Source organism: Streptomyces parvus (assembly GCF_032121415.1).
Classification (GTDB): Bacteria; Actinomycetota; Actinomycetes; order Streptomycetales; family Streptomycetaceae; genus Streptomyces; species Streptomyces globisporus_A.
This window is the reverse complement of the sequence record NZ_CP135079.1, coordinates 5,260,203-5,277,561: the sequence shown is the minus strand read 5'-3', so window position 1 is coordinate 5,277,561 and position 17,359 is coordinate 5,260,203. Positions and strand designations below refer to the sequence as shown.

Genomic DNA, 17,359 nt, shown 5'->3' with positions numbered 1-17,359 from the left:
CCTTTGCGAAGAACTCTTTGCGGTCTAGAGTCTGCCGCATGACAGACAACACGCCGCTCCCTTCCGACGGCCCGTCACCGGATGAGGTCGTCCTGGACGCCAAGGGGCTGCGCGCCCTGGCGCATCCGGTCCGTGTGCAACTGGTCGGGCTGCTGCGGAAGTACGGCCCGTCCACGGCCACCCGTCTCGCGGAGCGGCTGGGGGTGAACTCCGGGACGGCCAGCTACCACCTGCGGCAACTCGGCGCGGCCGGCTTCGTCGACGAGGACACGGAACGCGGCAACGCCCGCGAGCGCTGGTGGCGTTCGGTGCACCGGACGACCTGGTTCAACGACCCCGAACTGGCCGAGCGGGAACCCGAGGCCGCCCTCGCCTACCAGCAGTCCGTCGCCTCCATCTACGCCCTGCGCACCCAGCAGGCGCTGAACGGGCTGCAGACGATGCCCCGCGTCTGGCGGGAGAGGTTCGACCTGAGCGACTGGGTTCTGCGGCTCACGCCCGAGGAAACGACCGCGCTCTCCCAGGAGTTGTGGGGCGTCATCGGCCGCTACCGGCGGGACACCCCGGAGAACGCGGCGACCGCTCCGGCGGGCGCGGAGCGGGTCGGCATCATCACCCACTTCCTGCCCGAGCTGGACGCCCCCGCCCCGGAAGCGGAGGCACCGTGAGCGCCGGGGCCCCGGGCGGCACCGGCGTCATACCCGCCAAACGGTCCTTACGTCCGCTGGCCGGAGTGCTGGCGGCCATCGCCGCGTCCGTGACCGGCACACGGATCTCCCTGATCGCCCTGCCCTGGTTCGTCCTCGTCACCACGGGCAGCGCCACCCGAACCGGGCTGGTCGCCTTCTGTGAGATGGCGCCGTACGTCCTGTTCAAGGCGTTGTCCGGTCCGCTGGTGGACCGCACGGGCCCACGGACCGTCTCCTGGACCATGGACCTGGCGAGCGCGGCCGCCGCCGCGGCGATCCCCCTGCTGCACACCCTGGACCTGCTCTCCTTCCCCCTCCTGCTGGGCCTGGTCGCGGTGATCGGGGCCGCTCGCGGTCCGGGCGACCTGGCAAAAGAGGTCATGGTCCCGGAGGCCGCCGAGCGCGCCGGAACACCCCTGGAGCGGGCCATGGGCCTGTCCGGCGTGATCGAGCGGCTCGCCTCCACCGTCGGCCCGGCGGCGGGCGGCGCCCTGGTGGCGCTGCTCGGCCCCATGACAGGTCTGGTCGTCAACGCGGGCTGCTTCGTCCTCGGTTCGGTGATCGTCGCCGTCGCGCTGCCGCGCGGGACGGGACGACCGGCCGTGGACCCGTCCGCGACGGACGACGCGGACGGCGCGGAGGAGGCGGGCTACTGGCGGCGGTTCGGCGAGGGCTTCACCTTCCTGCGCGGCGATCCGTTGCTGCTCGCCGTCATCGTCGTGGTCGGGATCACCAACCTGCTGGACGCGGCGCTGAGCACCCTGATGATCCCCGTCTGGGCCGGGGAGTCCGGGAACGGCCCGGCGGCGATCGGCCTGGTCAGTACGGTGATGGGGGCCGCCGCGGCCGGCGGGAGCCTCATCGCCGCGATGGCCGCCCACCGGCTGCCCCGCAGAGCGGTGTTCCTCCTCGGGTTCCTGCTGGCCGGGGCCCCGAGGTTCCTGGTCCTCGCGGTGGACGCCCCCCTGGGCGTGGTGCTCGCCGTCTTCGCCGTCAGCGGCTTCGGGGCCGGGTTCATCAACCCCGTGCTGGGCGCCGTCTTCATCGAACGGGTGCCGCGCCGGATGCTGGGCCGGGTCAACGCCCTCGGCGACTCGCTGGCCTGGTCCGGCATCCCGCTCGGCGGGTTGCTCGCCGGGGCGGCGGTGACGGCCGCCGGTCTGACGCCGGTGCTGCTCGTCTGCGGGGCCGCGTACTTCCTCACCACGACCCTGGCCGGACTGCGTCCGGAGTGGCGGGCCATGGACCGGTCCCGCGAGGACGTCGTACCGCGGGAGGCGGCTGAGGACCGTGCGCATCGGGACGGTGCGAAGACGGTGCCCTGATCACCGCGCCGCGGCCGGCCCGCCGTGGTGGTGGATCGCTCCCGTCAGCTCACCGAGCGGCCGGCCCGTCCCGCCCCAGCGGTGCTGGATGATCTCGGCCGCGATGGACACCGCCGTCTCCTCCGGCGTACGGGCTCCGAGGTCGAGGCCCACGGGCGAGGCGAGGCGGGCGAGCGCCGCCTCGTCCGCCCCGGCCGCGCGCAGTCGGGCCAGTCGGTCGTCGTGGGTACGGCGGCTGCCCATCACCCCGATGTACGCGGCGGGCGTGCGCAGGGCCGCGAGAAGCAGGGGGACGTCGAACTTGGGGTCGTGGGTGAGCACGCAGATCACCGTGCGGGCGTCGGTCTCGGTGGACTCCAGGTAGTCGTGCGGCCAGGCGCACACCACCGCGTCCGCCGTGGGGAAGCGCTCGCGGGTGGCGAAGGCGGGGCGGGCGTCGCAGACGGTGACCCGGTAGCCGAGGAACGAGCCGATGCGGGCGGTGGCCGCCGCGTGGTCGATCGCGCCGAAGACGAGCATGCGGGGCGGCGGGGCGTACGTCCGGACGAAGACGGCCACCTCCTGCATCCGGCGCCGGCCGTGCGCCCCGTACCACTGGATCGCGGTGTGGCCCTGGGCCAGCAGGCCGCGGGCGTCGTCGGTGACGGCCGCGTCGAGCCCCTCGTCGCCGAGCGTGCCGGTGGTGGGCCCGGCGTCGGAGGGGCGGATCACCAGGCGGGCCCCGGTCTCCGCCGCGCCGGACAGGACCGTGGCCTCGGCCACCGGCCGGTCCGCGGCGATCAGATCCAGCACGGCGGCGAGTTCGGAACGCTCGGCGCCGGTCGCGTACGCGCGCACGAGCACTTCGATCGTGCCGCCGCACGTCAGCCCGACGCCGAACGCCTCGTCGTCGCTGATCCCGTACGACACCACGCGCGGCCCCGCCCCGGCCAGCACCTCGCGGGCGACCTCGTACAGATCGCCCTCCACGCAGCCTCCGGAGACGCTGCCGACCACCGTGCCCGCTTCGTCGACGGCCAGGACCGCGCCCGGGTCGCGGGGCGCGCTGCCGTGCACGGCGACGACGGTCGCCAGGGCGAGGGGGACGCCGTCGGCGCACCGGGCACGGAGGTCGGGCAGGATGTCGCGCACCCTGTCAGCATCCGTCGTCCCGGGGCGGGACGCACGCCCCCGGCGTACGTCAGTGGGTGCGGTCGTACGCGGCGGTCAGCTCGCTGGAGCGCTTGACGTCTGCGGCCATCGCCACCAGCAGCTCGTCGATCGAGTCGAACTTCAGCATGCCGCGTACGTACGCGAGGAAGTCGACGGCCACGTGCAGCCCGTACAGGTCCAGGTCGACCCGGTCGATGGCGTACGCCTCCACCGTGCGCTCGGTGGCGCCGAACTGCGGATTCGTGCCGACCGAGATCGCGGCGGGCATCGACTCGCCGTTCACCTCCAGCCAGCCGGCGTAGACGCCGTCGGCGGGGATCGCGGTGTGCGGCAGGGTCTCGACGTTGGCCGTCGGGAAGCCCAGCTCGCGGCCGCGCTGCGCGCCGCGCACCACGATGCCCTCTACCCGGTGCGGGCGGCCGAGGATCTCGGCGGCCCCGGCGACGTCGCCCTCGGCGATCAGGCGGCGGGTGAGCGTGGAGGAGAACGGCTGTCCGCCGCCCGCCTCGCCGGTGACGTACAGGTCGATGACCTCGACGGTGTAGTCGTAGGTGGCGCCCAGCTCGGTCAGCAGCGCGACGTTCCCCGCGGCCTTGTGGCCGAAGCGGAAGTTGGGGCCCTCGATCACGGCCTTGGCGTGGAGGCGGTCGACGAGGACCTTCGCGGTGAAGTCGGCGGGCGAGAGCTTCGAGAACTCGGCGGTGAACGGCAGGATCAGCACCGCGTCCACGCCCAGCTCCGCCATCAGTTCCGCGCGGCGGTGGTGGGGGGCGAGCAGCGGCGGGTGGCTGCCGGGGCGGACGACCTCGCTGGGGTGCGGGTCGAAGGTGACGACGACCGAGGGGATGCCCAGCTCACGGGCGCGCTCGACGGCGCGGCCGATGATCAGCTGGTGTCCGCGGTGCACGCCGTCGTAGGAGCCGATGGTGACGACGCTGCGTCCCCAGTCCTGGGGGATGTCCTCCAAGCCACGCCAGCGCTGCACTGTGACCGCTCCTCGCCCGAACCTGTGTACGTGTGTATGTCGATTACGCAGGTCTAAGACTGCCATGCTCACGTCCCGCCGCCTGCATCGGCATCGGCATCGGCGGACGTGATGTCTCCAACGCCTCCACCGTGCGCCGGGCGCTCGGGCCCACGACCGCCGCCCACTCCTCGGGGGCGTCGGCCAGCCAGCGGGTGACGAGGGCCGCGAAGCCGGGCACGTCGCGGGCGCACTCGACCAGGCCCCGGTCGAAGCGGGCGGCTCCTTCGGGGGTGCGGACCAGCAGCATCCCGGTGCGGTGGACGAGCGCGCGGGTACGGATCTCGGGGCGGCGCCCGGAGCCCCGGGCGGCGGCCCGGAGCAGGGCTTCCAGCACGTCCGGGTTCCGGCCGGCGGTCTGCTCGAACTCCAGCAGCACCTCCAGCAGCTCGGCCCGCAGCGGCCGGGAATCCGCGCTGCCCGGCCCGGCGAGGACGGCGGCGAGCGCGGCGCGCACCGGGGGCGGTGCGGGGCGGTCCCGGAGCAGCCCGGTGACCAGGGGCAGCAGCAGGGCGCGGGCGGCCGGGCCGTGCTCCAGGCGGAGGTCGACGTACTCGGCGGCGTGTGTGCCGTCCTCGGGGTGGGCGTCGATGTACTCCCGTACGAGCCCGGCGGCGTGCAGCGCGAGCGCGGGCGTGTCGAGGCCGGCCAGGGCCCGCAGCACCGCTCCCCCGCTTTCGCCGGGACGGGCGAGGCGGGCGCGCAGGGCGGCGAGGACCGGCTCCTGGTGGGACGGGAACACCTCCGCGAGCAGTTCGACGGGCAGCCGGGGGTCTCCGGCGGCGAACGCGCGCAGGGCGCCCGCGAGATGGCGGCTGCGGGCCTTCGGGTCGCGGACGAGGAGGGTGTGGGCGGCGGCGTGCAGCTCGGCGTCCTCGGGGCGCTCCAGCAGAATCTCGGCGGCCGAGCGCAGCAGGGCCCGGTCGCCCTCGGCGGTGACGCGCTGTTGGAGGAGTCCGGCGTAGCGGGCGGCGGCGGAGCGGCGGGCCGGGCGGTCCTCGTCGCGGGCCCAGCGCTCGACGGCGCGGCAGAGCGCCGTGGGCTCGTCCTCCGCGAGGGCGGCGAGCAGCTCCCCGGCGCGGGTGTGCGGGGTGGCGATCAGCGCGTCGGTGAGGCCGTCGAGGTCCAGGTCGCGGCGGGCGTAGAGCAGGGCCTGCGCGGCGGCGGCGACGGTGGGGCGCAGGGGTACGTCCGGTGCGTCGGGGCCCACGAGCAGCGGGCGTTCGTCGGTGAACCAGCGGCACAGCAGCGGCTGGACGGCCGGGGCGTCGAGGGCGAGGCGGCGGGCGACCGCGTCCAGATAGCGTTCGTCGCCGTCGGTGCGGGGCTGCCCGTCGGCGGGCACCAGGCGGCGGAGCAGGTCGATCCGGTCCTCCTCGGGCAGCCGGAGCCGCCGCCAGAACCAGGGGCCGAACTCGCCGTACGCCCCGAGGTCCCCGGGTCCTTCGGAACCGGCGGAGCGGCGGGTGATGCGTCCGGCGAGGACCCTCAGGACGCCGAGATACGGGCGGGCGTCGGGCACCCGCAGCAGGCTGCCGCCCAGGAGGTGGGCCGCCCACCAGGCGGCGTCCTCGTCGCGCGGGCCCTCGTCGGTCCAGAGCCGGTCCAGTGCCTCGATGAGGTCGGCCATCCGGTGGGCGAGGGCGGCGGTGCCCTGGCGGCGGCCGAGGAGCACCATCGCCTGGATCACCGGCCCGATGCGGTGCCGGGGCACGGGCAGGCTGCGGGGTTCGCCGGACGCGTGGGGGTGCGGGGTGCGGTCCGGGGTGCCGCTCCCCCGGTGCCAGCGGTGCACGAGGGAGCGCAGGGCCGCGTCCAGATCGAGGTGGGCGCCCTGCACCCAGTCGCCCAGCTCCTCGTGGGCGAAGCGGTAGCCCGCCCCGGCGGGGACGAGGATTCCTTCGGTGAGCACCGCGGAGGCCCAGCCGGTGCGCCAGGGGAAGATCTCCTCGAACGCCGCCCGGTCCAGCTCGCCCTGGCCCGGGCCCAGGCAGCGGCGGGCCGCTTCGTGGACCTGGCCGGCCACCCGCGCTGCCAGCCGGCGCACGGCCGCGCCGCGGGGCTGTTCGTCCGCGGTGGCCGCGATCCGGACGGCGGCGCGCACGCACAGCAGGTCGAGGTGGGCGCCGAAGACGTCCTCGGTGTCGGGTCGGCCCGGCACGCCCGGCGGCAGCGCGGCGCGGACCTCGGCGAGGAGCCGCAGGGTCAGCGGGTGCCGGTCGTGGCCGGGGGCCAGGGCGGTGGGCGGGATGCCGTACGCCTCCTTCGCGCTCTCGGCCTGCTCGGGGGTGAGGTCGGCCAGCCGCAGGGCGGGCGGCAGCCGGCGGGCGGGGCGGCTCGGGCGGTGCAGGGCGTCCGGGGGCCAGAGGGCGCCCGCGGTCTCCCAGTGCTCGGGGCGGCAGGCGACGACGAGCCGGACGGTGTTCTCAAGGAGCCAGCCGAGGGTGCCGCGCGTCCAGTCGGCCAGCTGGTGGGCGAGCAGCGGCGGCATCTCCTCGGGGCCGTCGAGGACCACCAGGAGCGGGTGTCCGGCGTCGGCGGCGAGCCTGGCGACGCGCTCCGGGGTGGCCGTGCTCATGTCGCCGTGGGCGCCCGCCGCCGTGACGATCCGGGCGGAGCGGGTGAGCGTACGGCTCGCGGCGTCCGCGATCGAGACGTCCTCGGCCAGGAGGTCCGCGCCGCGCAGCCAGAGCGTGGGGGCGGGGGCGCCGCCCTCGGCGCGGCGGGCGGCGAGGGCGGCCAGCTCGGTGGTGCGGCCGGTGCCGGGTGCGCCGACGAGACCGAGGACCAGGCCCGTACCGGCGGCGAAGGCGGCCAGCTCGGCGTGGACGTCCGCGCGCTCGACCGGGGCGGTGCGGGCCGTCGGGCCGTCCGCCGAGCCGACGGAGGTGGCGGTGAGCTGGAGGGCCCCGGCGAGGTTGAGGTGGGGGCCGTAGGCGGGGGCGACGGCGGCGTTGCGGCGGAGCAGGGCGTCCAGGGTGTCGTCCGTGCCTCGGGTGATCGGGAGGGCGAGGCCGGCCGCCTCGTGCGGGGCCGTGAGGGTGGTGGAGAGGATACCGAGGACCGCGCCGGTGGCCGGGTCGGTGACCGGTCCGCCGATGGCCGCGCCGCCGGAGCGCAGGGCGTCGCGCCCGTCGGTGCCGAGGGCCAGCTCCAGGGCGGCGGGAACCGGGTGGCCGACCCCGTCCGGTGCGGTGTACGTGGCGGGGGTGGTACCGAGCACGCGGGCCTCGCGCCGTCCGTGGGCGGCGATGTCCACGTAACCGCCGGGCTCGGCGCGGTCGCGTCCGGCGATGGGCAGCGGTTCGGCGTCGAGGGCGTCGGGTCCCCCGGTGCGCAGGAGGGCGAGGCCGAGGGCGGGCAGCGCGGTGATGTCGTCGGGAGCGACGGAGCAGGTGCGCCCGTCGGTGCCGTGGAGGAGGAGCGGACCCGGGGAGAGGACGGCCTGGTGGGCGGTGACGACCGTGCCGCGCTCGTCCGCGACGAATCCCGTCCCTCGCGGCCGGCCGGCCTGATCGCAGATTCTTACCAGCTTCGACCGGTCCCCACTGCCCATGGTCCGACGGTAGGCCGCCGGTGATCGCCCGGAGCGCGCGGACGGGGAAAGCGCCCCCCACGCCCCCGCTGTTCACTCCGAGCGCCCGTCCAATGGGGTGAATAAGCGTGTCCCCCGAGGAGCAGGGATGGTGCCGGGGAGGGGAAAGGGTGGAGCGGGCACCGGTTGGGGGTGGTGCCCGCTCCACGACAGGCGGTCGGCGTGTCGGCCCAGGGCCTGTCCGGTCCTGATCCGCCGGACCCGCCGGGGGTCAGGCGAAGACGGCGAGGCTCTTGGCCTTGCCCTTCTCCTCCTCGACGAGCACGAGGAACGCGCCGTCGGATCCGAAGACCGCGACCGGCCCCGGCGGGTAGGCGGGCATGTCCAGCCGTACGCCGTTGAGGAGCAGCTTGGCGCGCTTCTCGTCGACGTCCCAGCGGGGGAAGGCCGCGTTCGCCGCGTCGGCGACCGGCATCACGGTCAGCTCCTCCTGGTGCTGGTCCAGGGTCCGGGCCGCGTCCAGTCCGTACGGGCCGACCCGGGTGCGGCGCAGCGCGGTCAGGTGGCCGCCGACGCCGAGCCCGGCGCCGAGGTCGCGGGCCAGCGCCCGGATGTACGTCCCCGAGGAGCAGACGACCGAGACGACCAGGTCGAGGACGGGGGTGCCGTCCTCGGCGACGGCCTCGCGGACGTCGTAGACGCGGAAGGAGGAGACGGTCACCGGGCGGGCCGGGATCTCGAACTCCTCGCCGCCGCGCACCCGCGCGTAGGACCGCTTGCCGTCGATCTTGATGGCGCTGACCTTGGACGGCACCTGCATGATCGCGCCGCTCAGCGCGGCCACCCCGGCGTCGATGCCCTCCCGGGTCACCTTGGAGGCGTCGGTGGACGAGGTGATCTCGCCCTCGGCGTCGTCGGTGACGGTGTCCTGGCCGAGTCGGATCGTGCCGAGATACTCCTTCTCGGTCAGGGCGAGGTGGCCCAGGAGCTTGGTGGCCCGCTGGACGCCGAGCACCAGGACCCCGGTCGCCATCGGGTCCAGTGTGCCGGCGTGGCCGACGCGTCGTGTACGGGCGATGCCGCGCATCTTGGCGACGACGTCGTGCGAAGTGAAGCCGGACGGCTTGTCGACGATGACAAGGCCGTCCGGCGTGGTGGTCTGCTCGGTCATACGGAGGCGGGGCCCTCGTTCTTGTCGGTCGAGCCGGGGGTGTCCGCCTCGTCGTCCTCGTCCTCGGGCTTGCGGTACGGGTCGGCCTCACCGGCGTACGTCGCTCCGGTGGAGACCTGGCGCACCTCCGCGTCCTTGGCCCGCGCCTTGTCGAGGAGGTCCTCGATGGTGCGGGCGTTGTCCGGGAGGGCGTCCGGCACGAAGGCCAGGGTCGGCGTGAACCGGACCCCGGTCTGCCGGCCCACCTCGGAGCGCAGAACACCCTTGGCGCTCTCCAGCGCGGCCGCGGAGGCCGCACGCTCCTCGTCGTCGCCGTAGACCGTGTAGAAGACCGTGGCCTCCCGCAGGTCGCCGGTGACCCGGGCGTCCGTGATCGTCACGAATCCCAGCCGCGGATCCTTGATTCGCCGGTCCAGGGTCTCCGCGACCACGACCTGGATGCGATCGGCCAGCTTGCGGGCCCGCGCGTTGTCGGTCACCGGTCCGTCACTCTTCCTTCTGATTTCGCTCGACTGTCAGTCTTCGTCACTGTGCAGCCGCCGTCTGACCGACAGCAGCTCCACCTCGGGGCGTCCCGCGACCAGCCGCTCGCAGCGGTCCAGCACGTCCGTGAGGTGTCCGGTGTCACCGGAGACCACGGCAAGGCCGATCTCGGCCCTGCGGTGGAGATTCTGCCCGCCGGTCTCGGCCGCACTCACCGCGAACTTGCGCTGGAGTTCGGCGACGATCGGGCGGACGACGGAACGCTTCTCCTTCAACGACCGTACGTCGCCGAGGAGCAGATCGAAGGACAGGGTCCCCACATACATGTGTGTCCGGATGTCCCGCCGGTTCGGGTTCGTGCCCCGCCAGAGCTTGCCGGGGACATCCGAACCGTACCGGAACGGCCGGAGCCGATCGACGGAAATACGACCCGTCGACCGGCTCCGACCTCGGTGGAGGGGTTCCGGGAGCGGACTCCCGGAACCCTTCCGAATTCCCTGCGGATCCTCGCGGATCCGAGGTGGATCAGCCTCGCGGCTTCTCGCGCATCTCGTACGTCGCGATGACGTCGTCGATCTTGATGTCGTTGAAGTTTCCGAGGTTGATACCGCCCTCGAAGCCTTCGCGGATCTCGGTGACGTCGTCCTTGAAACGACGCAGACCGGAGATGTTGAGGTTCTCCGCGATGACCTTGCCATCGCGCAGCAGGCGCGCCTTGGTGTTGCGCTTGACCTCGCCGGAGCGGACCAGCACACCGGCGATGTTGCCCAGCTTGGACGAGCGGAAGATCTCGCGGATCTCCGCCGTGCCGAGCTCGACCTCTTCGTACTCCGGCTTGAGCATGCCCTTGAGGGCCGCTTCGATCTCTTCGATCGCCTGGTAGATGACCGAGTAGTACCGGACGTCCACACCTTCGCGCTCGGCCATCTGCTCGGCACGCCCTGCGGCGCGCACGTTGAAGCCGATCACGATGGCGTCGGAACCCGTCGCCAGGTTGATGTCCGACTCGGTGACCGCACCCACACCGCGGTGCAGGACCCGGATGTCGACCTCTTCACCGACGTCGAGCTGGAGCAGCGAGGACTCGAGAGCCTCCACCGAACCGGACGCGTCGCCCTTGATGATGAGGTTGAGCTCCTGGACCAGACCGGCCTTGAGCGCCTCGTCCAGGTTCTCCAGGGAGAACCGGACGCCCTTGCGGGCGAAGTTGGCGTTGCGCTCGCGGGCGGCACGCTTCTCGGCGATCTGACGGGCCGTACGGTCCTCGTCGACGACCAGGAAGTTGTCGCCGGCGCCCGGGACGTTGGTGAGACCGAGCACCAGGACGGGGGTCGAGGGACCCGCTTCCTGCACGTTCTGACCGTTGTCGTCGAGCATGGCGCGCACCCGGCCGTAGGCGTCGCCCACGACCATCGTGTCGCCGATGCGCAGCGTTCCGCGCTGGACCAGGACGGTCGAGACGGCACCGCGACCGCGGTCGAGGTGGGACTCGATCGCAATACCCTGCGCGTCCTGGTCGGGGTTGGCCCGCAGGTCGAGCGAGGCGTCGGCGGTGAGGACGACGGCCTCCAGGAGCGCCTCGATGTTGAGGCCCTGCTTGGCGGAGATGTCGACGAACATGGTGTCGCCGCCGTACTCCTCGGCCACCAGACCGAACTCGGTGAGCTGACCGCGCACCTTGGTCGGGTCGGCGCCCTCGACGTCGATCTTGTTGACCGCGACCACGATCGGCACGTCGGCCGCCTTGGCGTGGTTCAGCGCCTCGATCGTCTGGGGCATCACACCGTCGTTGGCCGCCACCACGAGGATCGCGATGTCGGTCGACTTCGCACCACGGGCACGCATGGCGGTGAACGCCTCGTGACCCGGGGTGTCGATGAAGGTGATCTTGCGCTCTTCGTCGTTGACGTCGGTCGTGACCTGGTAGGCACCGATGTGCTGGGTGATGCCACCGGCCTCGCCCGCGACCACGTTGGTCTTGCGGATCGCGTCGAGGAGTCGGGTCTTACCGTGGTCGACGTGACCCATGACGGTCACGACCGGCGGACGGGAGACCAGAGCCTCTTCGCCGCCCTCGTCCTCGCCGAACTCGATGTCGAAGGACTCGAGCAGCTCGCGGTCCTCCTCCTCGGGGCTGACGATCTCCAGGACGTAGTTCATCTCCTCGGCGAGAAGCCGGAGCGTCTCGTCGGAAACGGACTGCGTGGCGGTGACCATCTCGCCGAGGTTCATCATCACGGCGACGAGCGACGCCGGGTTGGCGTTGATCTTCTCCGCGAAGTCGGTGAGCGAGGCGCCGCGCGACAGCCGGACGGCCTGTCCGTTGCCGCGGGGCAGCATGACGCCGCCGACCGACGGGGCCTGCATGGCCTCGTACTCCTGGCGCCTCTGCCGCTTCGACTTGCGGCCTCGTCGCGCCGGACCGCCGGGACGGCCGAACGCACCCTGCGTGCCACCGCGGCCACCGGGACCACCCGGACGGCCACCGAAACCGGGACGACCGCCGAAGCCGCCGCCACCACCGGGACGACCGGCACCGCCGCCGCCACCGGGACCGGCCGGACGGCCGGCGAAGCCGCCGCCACCGCCGCCACCCGGACGGCCGGCGAAGCCGCCGCCACCGGGACGACCGCCACCGGCACCGCCGGGACGACCGCCACCGCCGGGACCGCGGCCGCCGCCGCCACCGGGACCGGGGCGCGGGCCGGCAGCGGGACGCTGCGGCATCATGCCCGGGTTCGGGCGGTTGCCGGCGGGACCGCCGCCGGGACGCGGAGCCTGCGGACGGGGCATGCCGCCCGGAGAGGGACGGGCACCGCCCTGGCCCTGACCGCCCTGGGGGCGCGGGGCGCCGCCGGGGCCGCCCTGCGGACGCGGGGCGCCGGGGCGCTCCTGGCCGCCACCGGGGCGCGGGGCACCGCCGGGACGGGGCGCGCCGGGGCGCGCCATGCCGGTGGAGCCGCCGGAGGTGAAGGGGTTGTTGCCCGGACGGGGACCGGCCGGACGGGCGCCGCCGGGGCGCGGGGCGCCCTGGCCCGCGGGACGCGCGGGGCGGTCGCCGCCACGCTCGCCACCACGGCCGCCGTCACGCTGGCCGCCGTCACGCTGGCCGCCGGCCGGAGCCGGACGGGCGGGCGTGGGACGGGGACCGGGGGTGGCGCCGGTGGGACGCGAGGGCTGCGGGGCAGCCGGACGCTCGGGCGCCGGAGCCGAGAACTCGGCGGCCGGGACCGGGGTCACCGGGGCCGCCTTCGGCGCGGGCTTCGGACCCGGACGGGGGCCCGCCGACGGCGCGGAGGGCGCTGCCGGGGTGCTGCTCGGGGCCTCGGCGGCGGCCGGCTTGGGGGCCGGGGCGCCGGGCTTCGGGGCAGCGGGACGTGCCGCAGCGGCCGGGGAGGGCGCTGCGGGCTTCGCGGGCGTCGCCTTACGGGGCGCGCCAGGCTTGGCAGCGGGCTTGCCGGCGTTGCCGCCGGGCCCCTGCAGTGCGTCGGTCAACTTGCGTACAACCGGCGCCTCGATCGTCGAGGACGCCGAACGGACGAATTCACCGAGTTCTTGGAGCTTGGCCATGACGACCTTGCTCTCGACGCCGAACTCCTTGGCGAGTTCGTATACCCGGACCTTAGCCACTTCGCTCCTTTTAGGTCCGGGTTACCGCCGGACCGTCGCTACTTCATGGGCGTACTCATCGCGTACTCATCGAGTGCTCATCGCAATCTCGACCTACTTCCAACTCGCGAGGTACCTGACCGCACGGGGTCCCGTGCCGTTCACTTTCTTACGGTGTCACCCGTTCGACGAACCGCGTGAGTGCCGCGGTGTCGAACGGCCCCTTGGCCTTGAAGGCCCGGGGGAACGCCCGGCGGCGAACCGCCAGGTCGAGACAGACAGAGGTGGGGTGCACATACGCACCCCGGCCGGGCAGCGTACCGCGTGGATCAGGGGCGCAGGCGCCCTCGTCCACCACGATGCGCAGCAGCTCGCTCTTGGTCACTCGCTCCCGGCATCCCACACAGGTTCGCTCGGGGCAAGCGCGGGCTTGCGTCCGGCCAGACACGGTTAAGTCTACCTCCCCGTACCGACCTCACCCCTTTGGGGCAAAAATCGAACGGATGTTGTCGTGATCTCAGCGGCGTACGTCCAAGATCTATTCCCTGGAGCCGCTCCGGGTCAACGCCTTTCCGAGCGCTCCCGGGCCCGCTCGGCCCGCTCGCGGTCGGCGTTCTCCCGCTCCTCGTCCGTCTCGGTGTCCGGCCGGATATCGATCCGCCAGCCGGTGAGGCGGGCGGCGAGGCGGGCGTTCTGGCCCTCCTTGCCGATCGCCAGCGAGAGCTGGTAGTCCGGCACGGTGACGCGGGCGGAGCGGGCGCCGAGGTCGACGACCTCGACCTTGCTCACCCGGGCGGGCGAGAGGGCGTTGGCGACCATCTCGGCCGGGTCGTCGGACCAGTCCACGATGTCGATCTTCTCGCCGTGCAGCTCGGCCATGACGTTGCGCACCCGGCTGCCCATCGGGCCGATGCAGGCGCCCTTGGGGTTCAGGCCGGCGCGGGTGGAGCGTACGGCGATCTTGGTGCGGTGACCGGCCTCGCGGGCGATGGCCTCGATGACCACCGAGCCGTCGGCGATCTCCGGGACCTCCAGTGCGAAGAGCTTCTTCACCAGGTTGGGGTGGGTGCGCGAGAGCGTCACCGAGGGGCCGCGGACGCCCTTGGCGACCCGGACGACATACGTACGCAGGCGCAGGCCGTGGGTGTACTCCTCGCCCGGGACCTGCTCCTGCACCGGAAGGATGGCTTCCAGCTTGCCGATGTCGACCAGGACGTTCTTGGGGTCCTTGCCCTGCTGGACGACGCCGGTGACGACATCGCCCTCGTGGCCGGCGTACTCGCCGAAGGTCCTGTCGTCCTCGGCGTCGCGCAGCCGCTGCAGGATGACCTGCTTGGCGGTGGTGGCGGCGATCCGGCCGAATCCGGAGGGGGTGTCGTCGAACTCCTTGGGCTCCTGGCCCTCTTCGAGGTCGGCCGGGTCCTCCTTGGCCCACACGGTGACGTGGCCGTTCTCGTCGAGCTTCACACGCGCCCGGCGGTAGCTGCCGTCGGTGCGGTGGTACGCGATGAGGAGGGCCGACTCGATCGCCCCGACGAGCACGTCGAAGGGGATCTCCTTGTCCTGCGCCAAGCCCTTCAGAAGCTTCACATCGATGTCCACGGCTACGCCTCCTCTTCCTTCTTGTCCTTGCGGTTGAATTCGATCTCCACGCGCGCCTTGGCGATCTCGTCGAAGGCGAGGCGGCGGGCGGTGGGCTTGCGGCCCTTGACACCGGGAACTTCGAGGTCGAGCCCGTCCTCGTCGACGGCGAGGATGCGGGCGACCAGCTCACCGGAGCCGTCGCCGGCCAGGTGGAATCTGGCCAGCCGGCCGGTGGCGCGTACGTAGTGGCGGTGCTCGGTCAGCGGGCGGTCCGCACCGGGGGAGCTGACTTCGAGGACGTACTCGCCCTCGCCCATCGCGTCGGTCTCGTCCAGCTTCTGGGAGATCGCGCGGCTCAGCTCCGCACAGGCGTCCAGCTCGACGCCCTCGTCGGAGTCCACGATGACCCGCAGCACTCCTCGACGGCCGGCCCGGGACACCTCGATCTCCTCGAGGTCCAGCTGCTGCGCGCTGACGAGCGGTTCCAGCAGCCCGCGCAGCCTCTCGCTCTGGGTGGTGCTCATCCGGGTGACTCCTCGGCCGCGTGTGCTGTTGTGGGGATCGTCGTGCGTCAGGTCAAAGGGTATCCGGTCGCCAGGGGTGTTGCCGTCCGCCTGCCGCTCGGCCGCGGGTACGCTCGCCTGCGGTGATCACAACAGGACAGATCCTGTCAGGACCGGTCCAGGCCCGAAGGAGAAACGTGCGGCGCACGGGGACGACGCGCAGGGGGGCGCTCACCGCGACGGGAGCCCTCGCCCTGGGCGCGGTGCTGACCGGCTGCGGGGGCGACGACGAAGGCACCGGGGGGAAGAGGCCCGCGCACTCCGGCGCGCGGGCCACCACCGCGAAGGCCGAGAAGGCGCTGCGCGAGAAGGCGGTCCGCGACGGCGCCCTCCTGCTCGCCCAGTACGACCTGGTGGCCGAGGCGCATCCGGCCGCGGCGGCGGGCCTCGTACCGCTGCGGGCGGCCGTGGCCGAGCACGGGAGGGCGCTGGCGCCGCCGCGCGCGAAGGACGCGCCGAAGAAGGACGCGCCGAAGGGCGACGAGGCCCCTCCGGCACCCCCCGGTCCGGTCTCGGCCGACCCCAAGGCCGCGGTGCGGGAGCTGGCCGCCGCCGAGCGCCGCCGGGCCGACGGGTACGGCGAGGCCCTGCTCGCGGCCGGACCGGAGCTGGCCCGGCTGCTGGCCTCGGTGGCGGCGGCCGCTGCGGCGCACGCGTATCTGCTGACCGAACTGGCCGAGGAGGCAGCCGTATGAGCACCCGTTCCGTCCGGCCGGCCGAAGACGACGCCGACTCCCCCGAGCTGACCGCAGTCCAGGCCGCCCTGGCCGCCGAGCACGCCGCGGTGTACGGGTACGGCGTGCTCGGCGGCCGTCTCGACGGGAGGCAGGGTGCCGAGGCCCGAGCGGCGCACGACGCCCACCGGGCCCGCCGGGACGCGCTGGCGCGCACCGCCCGCGATCTGGGCGGGCGCCCGGTCGCCTCCAACGCCGCGTACGCCCTGCCGTTCGCCGTGCCGGACGGCCCCTCCGCTGTGCGGCTCGCCGCGGTCCTGGAGGACCGGATCGCGGGCGCCTACGCCGATCTCGTACGGGCCACCGAGGGTGCGCGGCGCAAGGGCGCCGCGGGCGCGCTCCGGGAGGCCGCGGTGCGGTCGGCCCGGTGGCGGGGCGGCAACGTAGCCTTTCCGGGGCTCGCCGAGCGGGCCGCCGGTGCGGATCCGGCCGCGACGGGGCCGGTGGAGGCCGCGGGTGCGGACGGGACGCGCTGATCCGAAGGATCCGGAAAGGGAACACACGACGTATGGGTTTCGAACCGCCGCAGCGCCTGGTGCGCGCGCTCGGTGAGATGTACGGGGACGCCGCGGCGGCCGACTGGCCGGCCGGGCTTCCCGCGCTGACCGAGCGGGCGCTCGCCGCCGAGGACGGCCTCACCGTGGAGCGGGTGGCCGCCCCCGGCGGGCGCAGCTCCCTGGTGGTCCTGGTGCGGCGGGCCGACGGGACCCCGGCCGCGCTGAAGCTCGCCCCGCCTGTCGCCGGGCCTGAGCTGGAGCGGGCGGCGCTGGAGCACTGGAACGGCTGGGGCGCGGTGAAGCCGCTGGGCACCTCGGATCCGGTCGGCGAGGAGCTCGACGCGTCCGGGGCGCTGCTGCTGGAGCGGCTGCACCCCGAGGTGTCGCTGCGCTCGCTGCCGGAGGCGAAGGCCCTGCTGGAGGCGGCGGGCACGCTGCGCCGGCTGTGGGTGGAGCCGCCCGCCGGGCACGCGTTCGAGACGGTTGCCGGGCGGACCGAACGGCAGAGCTCCGGGATGCGGGCGGCCGCCGACGCCGACCCGGAGCTGGCGCCCCTGGTGGACGCGGCGCTCGCGGCCCGGGCGGAGCTGGTCGAGGGCGAGCCCGAACTCCTGCTGCTGCACGGCAACTTCCGGCAGAGCAAGGTGCTGTCCGGGGAGCGGGCGCCGTGGCTGACGGTGGGCCCCGAGCCGCTGGTGGGCGAGCGCGCCTATGACCTGGCGCGGCTGGTGCGGGACCGGGCGGAGGATCTGGTCGCCTCCCCCGGCGGCCCGGCGACGGCGCGGCGGCGGGTCAAGAAGCTGGCGGAGTCGCTGGAGGTGGATCAGGCGCGGCTGCACGGCTGGACGCTGTTCCGGGCGGTGGAGTCTGGCACCCGCGCGCTGGCCGAGGGGCGGCGTCAGATGGGCGAAGTGAACCTGGAGTTCGCGGGCTGGCTGTAGCCCTGCCCCGTACGGCGAAGGCCCCCGCGCACGCGTGAGCGGGGGCCTTTCC

Annotated in this window: 15 protein-coding genes; 5 read left to right on the top strand and 10 right to left on the bottom strand. The window is 73.9% G+C overall.

Going from position 1 to position 17,359, the window contains the following annotated elements:
- The first annotated feature begins 38 nt into the window (after positions 1-38).
- The gene (locus tag RNL97_RS24870) at positions 39-668 is read left to right on the top strand and encodes an ArsR/SmtB family transcription factor (RefSeq protein ID WP_030588060.1); all 630 of its coding nucleotides are present in this window, start codon (positions 39-41) and stop codon (positions 666-668) included.
- Positions 665-2,014, top strand: a complete 1,350-nt coding sequence (locus tag RNL97_RS24865; RefSeq protein WP_313751209.1) for an MFS transporter — start codon at positions 665-667, stop codon at positions 2,012-2,014. The genes RNL97_RS24870 and RNL97_RS24865 overlap by 4 nt, the downstream gene beginning before the upstream one ends.
- Here the strand turns inward: RNL97_RS24865 and RNL97_RS24860 are convergent, their stop codons facing one another.
- From RNL97_RS24860 to rimP, 10 genes are all read right to left on the bottom strand, one after another.
- A complete protein-coding gene (locus RNL97_RS24860; protein ID WP_030588056.1) occupies positions 2,015-3,145 on the bottom strand; it encodes an XdhC family protein in 1,131 nt (376 codons plus the stop codon).
- A gap of 49 nt (positions 3,146-3,194) precedes the next feature.
- Positions 3,195-4,151 (bottom strand): bifunctional riboflavin kinase/FAD synthetase, encoded by a 957-nt coding sequence (locus RNL97_RS24855; protein WP_030588052.1) that lies wholly within the window; start codon positions 4,149-4,151, stop codon positions 3,195-3,197.
- 43 nt (positions 4,152-4,194) lie between these two features.
- On the bottom strand, positions 4,195-7,746 hold the full coding sequence (locus RNL97_RS24850) for a trypsin-like peptidase domain-containing protein (protein WP_243315336.1): 3,552 nt from the start codon (positions 7,744-7,746) through the stop codon (positions 4,195-4,197).
- Between the two features lie 250 nt (positions 7,747-7,996).
- Positions 7,997-8,896, bottom strand: a complete 900-nt coding sequence (truB, locus tag RNL97_RS24845; RefSeq protein WP_313751208.1) for a tRNA pseudouridine(55) synthase TruB — start codon at positions 8,894-8,896, stop codon at positions 7,997-7,999.
- Positions 8,893-9,375, bottom strand: a complete 483-nt coding sequence (gene rbfA, locus RNL97_RS24840; protein WP_030588046.1) for a 30S ribosome-binding factor RbfA — start codon at positions 9,373-9,375, stop codon at positions 8,893-8,895. The genes truB and rbfA overlap by 4 nt, the downstream gene beginning before the upstream one ends.
- Before the next feature lie 36 nt (positions 9,376-9,411).
- Positions 9,412-9,705, bottom strand: coding sequence for a DUF503 domain-containing protein (locus RNL97_RS24835; RefSeq protein ID WP_030588044.1), 294 nt, complete (start codon positions 9,703-9,705; stop codon positions 9,412-9,414).
- A 199-nt stretch (positions 9,706-9,904) separates the two neighbouring features.
- Positions 9,905-13,009, bottom strand: coding sequence for a translation initiation factor IF-2 (gene infB, locus RNL97_RS24830; protein WP_030588042.1), 3,105 nt, complete (start codon positions 13,007-13,009; stop codon positions 9,905-9,907).
- A gap of 148 nt (positions 13,010-13,157) precedes the next feature.
- On the bottom strand, positions 13,158-13,436 hold the full coding sequence (locus RNL97_RS24825) for a YlxR family protein (protein WP_006127967.1): 279 nt from the start codon (positions 13,434-13,436) through the stop codon (positions 13,158-13,160).
- Positions 13,437-13,549: 113 nt separating this feature from the next.
- Positions 13,550-14,590 carry a transcription termination factor NusA gene (gene nusA / locus RNL97_RS24820; protein WP_030588038.1) on the bottom strand — a complete coding sequence of 347 codons (1,041 nt, stop codon included), beginning with the start codon at positions 14,588-14,590 and terminating at the stop codon, positions 13,550-13,552.
- A gap of 2 nt (positions 14,591-14,592) precedes the next feature.
- Entirely contained in the window at positions 14,593-15,096 is a 504-nt protein-coding gene (gene rimP, locus RNL97_RS24815) for a ribosome maturation factor RimP (protein WP_030588037.1), read from the bottom strand.
- A gap of 176 nt (positions 15,097-15,272) precedes the next feature.
- Here rimP and RNL97_RS24810 point away from each other — a divergent pair, with 176 nt between their 5' ends.
- The 3 genes from RNL97_RS24810 to RNL97_RS24800 are packed head-to-tail and all read left to right on the top strand — an operon-like array spanning position 15,273 to position 17,307.
- On the top strand, positions 15,273-15,830 hold the full coding sequence (locus RNL97_RS24810) for a hypothetical protein (RefSeq protein WP_313751207.1): 558 nt from the start codon (positions 15,273-15,275) through the stop codon (positions 15,828-15,830).
- On the top strand, positions 15,827-16,345 hold the full coding sequence (locus tag RNL97_RS24805; RefSeq protein WP_313751206.1) for a ferritin-like domain-containing protein: 519 nt from the start codon (positions 15,827-15,829) through the stop codon (positions 16,343-16,345). The genes RNL97_RS24810 and RNL97_RS24805 overlap by 4 nt, the downstream gene beginning before the upstream one ends.
- A 32-nt stretch (positions 16,346-16,377) precedes the next feature.
- Positions 16,378-17,307, top strand: a complete 930-nt coding sequence (locus RNL97_RS24800; RefSeq protein ID WP_243315332.1) for an aminoglycoside phosphotransferase family protein — start codon at positions 16,378-16,380, stop codon at positions 17,305-17,307.
- The last annotated feature ends 52 nt before the right edge of the window (positions 17,308-17,359 follow it).

Bases quoted from the DNA above. Each gene is read 5' to 3' on its own strand.
- RNL97_RS24870 (WP_030588060.1), top strand. From the start codon at position 39: ATGACAGACAACACGCCGCTCCCTTCCGACGGCCCGTCACCGGATGAG.
- RNL97_RS24850 (WP_243315336.1), bottom strand. From the start codon at position 7,746: ATGGGCAGTGGGGACCGGTCGAAGCTGGTAAGAATCTGCGATCAGGCC.
- truB (WP_313751208.1), bottom strand. From the start codon at position 8,896: ATGACCGAGCAGACCACCACGCCGGACGGCCTTGTCATCGTCGACAAG.
- RNL97_RS24835 (WP_030588044.1), bottom strand. From the start codon at position 9,705: ATGTATGTGGGGACCCTGTCCTTCGATCTGCTCCTCGGCGACGTACGG.
- rimP (WP_030588037.1), bottom strand. From the start codon at position 15,096: ATGAGCACCACCCAGAGCGAGAGGCTGCGCGGGCTGCTGGAACCGCTC.
- RNL97_RS24805 (WP_313751206.1), top strand. From the start codon at position 15,827: ATGAGCACCCGTTCCGTCCGGCCGGCCGAAGACGACGCCGACTCCCCC.
- RNL97_RS24800 (WP_243315332.1), top strand. From the start codon at position 16,378: ATGGGTTTCGAACCGCCGCAGCGCCTGGTGCGCGCGCTCGGTGAGATG.